The sequence below is a fragment of the Pseudomonas sp. Sample_10 genome (assembly GCF_004321495.1).
Classification (GTDB): Bacteria; Pseudomonadota; Gammaproteobacteria; order Pseudomonadales; family Pseudomonadaceae; genus Aquipseudomonas.
Map to the genome: position 1 here is coordinate 1 of NZ_RCOE01000048.1, position 5,465 is coordinate 5,465.

The following is a 5,465-nucleotide window of genomic DNA, read 5'->3' on the forward strand; positions in this document are numbered from 1 at the left end:
CGCAGGAATTCCAGAAGCGCAGCGAAACCAACGAGATCTACATCCCGGCCGGTCCACGCCTGGGCGACAAGGTCATCGAGTTCAAGAACGTTACCAAGGGTTATGGCGATCGCGTGCTGATCGACAACCTGTCGTTCTCCATGCCTAAAGGCGCCATCGTTGGCGTGATCGGCGGTAACGGTGCTGGTAAATCCACCCTGTTCCGCATGCTGATGGGCAAGGAAACTCCGGATTCGGGCAGCATCGAAGTCGGTGAAACCGTGCAACTGGCTTGTGTCGACCAGAGCCGCGAAGACCTGGACGGCAGCAAGACCGTCTTCCAGCAGATCTCCGACGGTTCCGACCAGATCCGCATCGGCAACTACGAGATCCCGTCGCGCACCTACGTCGGTCGCTTCAACTTCAAGGGTGGCGACCAGCAGAAGTTCGTCAAGGACCTGTCCGGTGGTGAGCGTGGTCGCTTGCACCTGGCGCTGACCCTGAAGGAGGGCGGCAACGTCCTGCTGCTCGACGAACCGTCCAACGACCTCGACGTTGAAACCCTGCGTTCCCTGGAAGAAGCCCTGCTGGACTTCCCGGGCGCCGCCATTGTGATCTCTCACGATCGGTGGTTCCTGGACCGCGTCGCGACGCACATCCTGGCGTACGAAGACGATTCCCAAGCGGTGTTCTTCGAAGGTAACTACACCGAATACGAAGCCGATCGTAAAAAGCGTCTCGGCGAAGCGGCTGCCCAGCCGCATCGTGTACGGCACAAGAAACTGGCCTGATTGGGTTGGTTGCATAAAGAGCGGAGCCTTCGGGCTCCGTTTTTTTTTGCCCGGTTTTTTTCAGGAATACTGCGGTGAATTCATCGCTGGCAAGCCAGCTCCCACAGGATTTTTGTCATGCCCGGAAATGTAGTCACCGCTGACACTGTGGGAGCTGGCTTGCCAGCGATGGCGATATAACTGTTGGTGCATAATTTGAGTCTGATCTCACCATTGAAGTGCAAAATAGGGCTAAAAACCGGTCTGATTTATATCCTGTGCACCATTTAATTTCATAAAAGCGACATTCTGCTCTGTTCCTGTGCGCGATCCGTTTGTTAAAGTCCGGCGCAATCTCTCCCAACGACAATAAATTTGCCGAGACTCTTCATGATCGAATCCGTCGAATCTTTCCTGGCGCGCCTGAAAAAACGCGACCCGGATCAACCCGAATTTCACCAGGCTGTCGAAGAAGTCCTGCGCAGCCTGTGGCCGTTTCTCGAAGCCAATCCGCACTACCTGACCTCGGGCATTCTGGAACGCATCTGTGAACCGGAGCGGGCAGTCGTGTTTCGGGTTTCCTGGGTCGATGATCATGGCAAGGTGCAGGTCAACCGTGGCTTCCGCATCCAGATGAACAGTGCCATCGGTCCGTACAAGGGCGGCTTGCGCTTCCATCCTTCGGTTAACCTCGGCGTGCTGAAATTCCTCGCCTTCGAGCAGACCTTCAAGAACTCGCTGACGTCGCTGCCCATGGGCGGTGGCAAGGGCGGTTCGGACTTCGACCCCAAAGGCAAAAGCGATGCCGAAGTCATGCGCTTCTGCCAGGCCTTCATGAGCGAGCTGTACCGGCACATCGGCGCCGACGTTGACGTGCCGGCCGGAGACATCGGCGTCGGTGCCCGCGAGATCGGTTTCCTGTTCGGTCAGTACAAGCGCTTGAGCAACCAGTTCACCAGCGTGCTGACCGGTAAAGGTCCAAGCTACGGCGGCAGCCTGATCCGCCCGGAAGCGACGGGTTTCGGTTGCGTGTACTTTGCCGAGGAAATGCTCAAGCGTCGCGAGCAAACCGTCGAGGGCAAGCGTGTGGCGATTTCCGGTTCCGGCAACGTCGCCCAATACGCTGCGCGCAAGGTCATGGACCTGGGTGGCAAGGTGATTTCGCTGTCGGATTCCGAAGGCACGCTGTACTGCGAAAGCGGTTTGACCGAAGAGCAATGGAGCGCGGTGCTGGAGCTGAAAAACGTCCAGCGCGGGCGCATCAGCGAATTGGCCGGCCGTTTTGGTCTTGAGTTCCTTGCCGGGCAACACCCGTGGGGGCTGAGGTGCGATATCGCGCTGCCTTGCGCCACGCAAAACGAACTGGATGCCGAGGCGGCTCGCGCTCTGCTGCGCAATGGCTGCATCTGCGTGGCCGAGGGCGCGAACATGCCGACAACGCTGGAAGCAGTGGACCTGTTCATCGAGGCGGGCATCCTGTTCGCCCCGGGCAAGGCGTCCAATGCCGGTGGCGTTGCCGTCAGCGGTCTGGAGATGTCGCAGAACGCCATGCGTCTGCTGTGGACCGGCGGTGAGGTGGACAGCAAGCTGCACGCGATCATGCAGTCGATCCACCACGCCTGTGTGCATTACGGCGAAGAGAACGGTCAGGTCAATTACGTCAAGGGCGCGAACATCGCCGGCTTCGTCAAAGTCGCCGATGCGATGCTTGCTCAGGGTGTGGTTTAAGCCGGTTCGATGCGGATCACTGCGATCACTTGATCACCGGCCGGACGTTGCCACAACACCTCGTCACCGAGTTGTGCGCCCAGCAACGCCCGACCCAGTGGCGAGCCCCAATTGATCAGGCCATGGGCAGCATCGGCCTGATCTTCGCCCACCAATTGCACCCGGTGTTCGCTGTCATGCTCATCGGCGTAGGTCACCCAGCTGCCGATCTGCACTTTTTCGGTTGAAGTGGCGACAGCTGCAACCTGTGCGCTGCTCAATCGCTGCTTGAAGTAGCGCAGGTCCCGTTCGAGGTCGACCAGGCGTTGTTTGTCGGTCTGGTCGATCCTGGCCGATTGTTCGGCATGCAGCGCTTGCAGCTCGGCGACTTTTTCCTGCAACAACTTCAACCCTTGCGGCGTGACGTAGTTGGGTTGCGCACTGACCTGCCGTTCAACTGGCTGATCGGCTTGCGCGGCGGCGTTATCTTCATTGACGAAGGCGCGACTCATGGTTTTCTCCCGTTATAGGGTTTGGGCCATGGTTGCTGGCATTTGGTTTCTTTGAATGTCTGAAAGCGACTCAAATCAGTAGTGATACCACTTCACCTCAAGCATCACTTCGTTCTCCGGCGAAGCCAGGTGGCTGAATTCGCGCTGGGCGCTCAGGCGCAGGCCCAGGTTGCGCGATAGCTCCCATTGCTGGTTCAAGCTGATGGAGCGGCGCACTTCGCCATTGGTGAAGAAATCGCCCCTGGTCTCAAGGCTCAAGTTACCCAGCGGGTTTTTCCAGAGCAGGCCGGTGTTGAAACCTGCTGCCGGAGAAATGAATTCGGCGAAGTCATTGTTGTGCTCCACCCGCACAGTGCCCAAGGCAAAGCCGAGCATGTCGTCGGCCAGTTGCCAGGTGCCGCCGCCACCGCCATTGACGTGGCTGACCAGGGTTTCATCGTCATGCTTGCCCGGCACCCGTTCCAGGCCGCCGGTCACCTGCCACGACAGCGGTTGCAGCAGCTCGTTGCGCGGGGTCAGGGAGCGGATGGTCGCCAGGTCCAGTTGCTGCACCTGCCAATCATTGCCTTCGTATTGGCGCAGCTTCAGTTGCAGGATTTCGATCTGCGCGCCAAGGGGGAAGCTTTCCGAGTTGTCGTTGAGGTCGTGATAGGCCATGCGCAAACCGTATTCGCCAAAGGCGCGGTCGCCACGGGTACCTAGACCGGCCTGCCATGTGCGGGATTCATGACCATCCTCTGGCAGGCCGGGTTGCGGAATGTCCAGTTCCGGTGCCGGGTTCTGGTTGATCGCCCGCAGCAGTTCGAAGCTGCGCTGTGCCCGCTGCGGATCGCGTTCCTGGCCGTTGGCGCGATACCGTTCAAGACGATAGGCCGCGTCGATGATCAGCGCCTGGCGGTCGCGGGGCTGGGCCTTGAAGGCCGGGGTTTGCAGTTGCTTCTGGTCGGCGCTGACTTTCAGCACCCATTGTTGTTCTTCATCGGACAACGGCTCGGCGCGGCTCAACAACTCCCGTTCGCGGGACGGACGATACTCGATCGACTCGACCAGCCCTGCGTCTTTCACCGCTTTGACGGTGTCGGTGGGAATGGCGGTCAGAGGGAATTGTTCGGTCAGGCGCAGGCTCGGGCGGGCCACTTGCAACAGTTCCAGCAGGCGATAGGAGCAGTTTTCGTCGAAGAAGAAGTAGTCGAACTTGATCTGCTTCAACTCCCAGACATGCTCGACCATGCGCGCGGTTTCCTGCTGGGTCAGGTTGAGCCGGTATTCCCACAGGTCGCGGTTTTCCAGGCTGCGGTATTCCGAGAGTTTTTCCTGATACGGCACCAGGGCAAACAACCCCGGATAACCGCCCATCAAGCCTTTCCAGGCATAGAGAATGCTGTTGTCCGAACCTTCGATGTACGCTCCAAAGTTGATTGCGTAGCTGAGCAGCGAAGTCTTGTCGCTTTGCACATCCGCCTGATCGATACGCAACAGGGTGTGGCCGAACATCGAGGAAGGGCTGTTCAAATACGCCGCGGGGAAGATCATTACCGCGCTGTGGGGCGAGACATCCTTGAACCATTGCTTGAATTCGGCGCAGTCCAGGACTGGCAGATCTGTCAGGTTGAGCTGTGTTTTGAGCCAACGGGTGCGCGCCGGATAAACGCATTGAGCGTGCTGCTCGCCCGCGCTGGCGGGCGCGTACAGCGCTTGCACGGTGGCCGCCAGTTCACGGTCCGGGTGTGCGTTGCCATCGGCGGCAAGGAAGAACTTCGGATCGCTGACATAGCTGCGCCAGCCGCCGAGCTTGGCGGTTTCGTAATGGCCCAGTGAAATCCAGAAAGGGTCGTTGGCCAGTTGCTGCAAACGTTGATTGTCGATAACGGGCGCGGCGGACAGCGGGGCGCAGACACAGAGCGCCAGCCAGGCAAGGCGTTTGAGCATAGTCGGCAACTTAAACAGGAAAAAACAAAGACCCGAAGAAGGGCAGGTCGAAAAAATAAAAGCCCGCTCTCCGAAGAGAAACGGGCTGATCGAGCTTAAGCCTGAGTAGCGTACTTGGCCAGACGAGGATCGCTCTTCAGAACGGCCAGGGTGTTGGTATGCACATCTTCTGCAGTCACGTCAGCCTTGCTGAAGATCTGCTGGAAGTGCTGGTGAGTGACGGCGGCGAAGTGCGCACGGTCTTCCGGCGCCACGCCCAGTACCACGGCGTAAGTAGTCAGCGCTTCGCCCTGACCCTTGGCCATGTCTTCGGACAGCTCGTTCATCATGCCATTCATGGCAAACCAGGATTTGCCGCCATAGGTCAGCGACGCGTTGGTGGAGCAACCGTTGGTACCGGAAGTCATACCGAAGGTTGCGTTGCCGGAAGTGCCGTTGGTGGTGGATGCCAGGAAGTGAGCCGGGGTGCCACGCTGACCTTCGAACAGCATGTTGCCCCAACCGCAATCCGGGCCGCCTGGCGCCTGAGCCATGGCGTTGATGGATACAGCGGTGAAGAGAGTACCGA

General features: G+C 59.0%; 5 protein-coding genes. 2 read left to right on the forward strand and 3 right to left on the reverse strand.

Going from position 1 to position 5,465, the window contains the following annotated elements:
- Together D8U18_RS03845 and gdhA are read left to right on the forward strand one after the other, a co-directional pair.
- On the forward strand, positions 1–770 hold a 770-nt coding region (locus D8U18_RS03845; RefSeq protein ID WP_131107052.1), incomplete at its 5' end, for an ATP-binding cassette domain-containing protein.
- 369 nt (positions 771–1,139) lie between these two features.
- Positions 1,140–2,477 (forward strand): NADP-specific glutamate dehydrogenase, encoded by a 1,338-nt coding sequence (gene gdhA / locus D8U18_RS03850; RefSeq protein WP_056855680.1) that lies wholly within the window; start codon positions 1,140–1,142, stop codon positions 2,475–2,477.
- Here gdhA and D8U18_RS03855 read toward each other — a convergent pair.
- The 3 genes from D8U18_RS03855 to D8U18_RS03865 form a co-directional block, all read right to left on the reverse strand.
- Positions 2,474–2,968 carry a GreA/GreB family elongation factor gene (locus D8U18_RS03855; RefSeq protein WP_130907855.1) on the reverse strand — a complete coding sequence of 165 codons (495 nt, stop codon included), beginning with the start codon at positions 2,966–2,968 and terminating at the stop codon, positions 2,474–2,476. The two genes, gdhA and D8U18_RS03855, sit on opposite strands and share 4 nt — an antisense overlap.
- 75 nt (positions 2,969–3,043) lie before the next feature.
- Positions 3,044–4,897 (reverse strand): DUF4105 domain-containing protein, encoded by a 1,854-nt coding sequence (locus D8U18_RS03860; protein ID WP_131107053.1) that lies wholly within the window; start codon positions 4,895–4,897, stop codon positions 3,044–3,046.
- A 95-nt stretch (positions 4,898–4,992) separates the two neighbouring features.
- On the reverse strand, positions 4,993–5,465 hold a 473-nt coding region (locus D8U18_RS03865), incomplete at its 5' end, for a DUF3015 domain-containing protein (protein ID WP_131107054.1).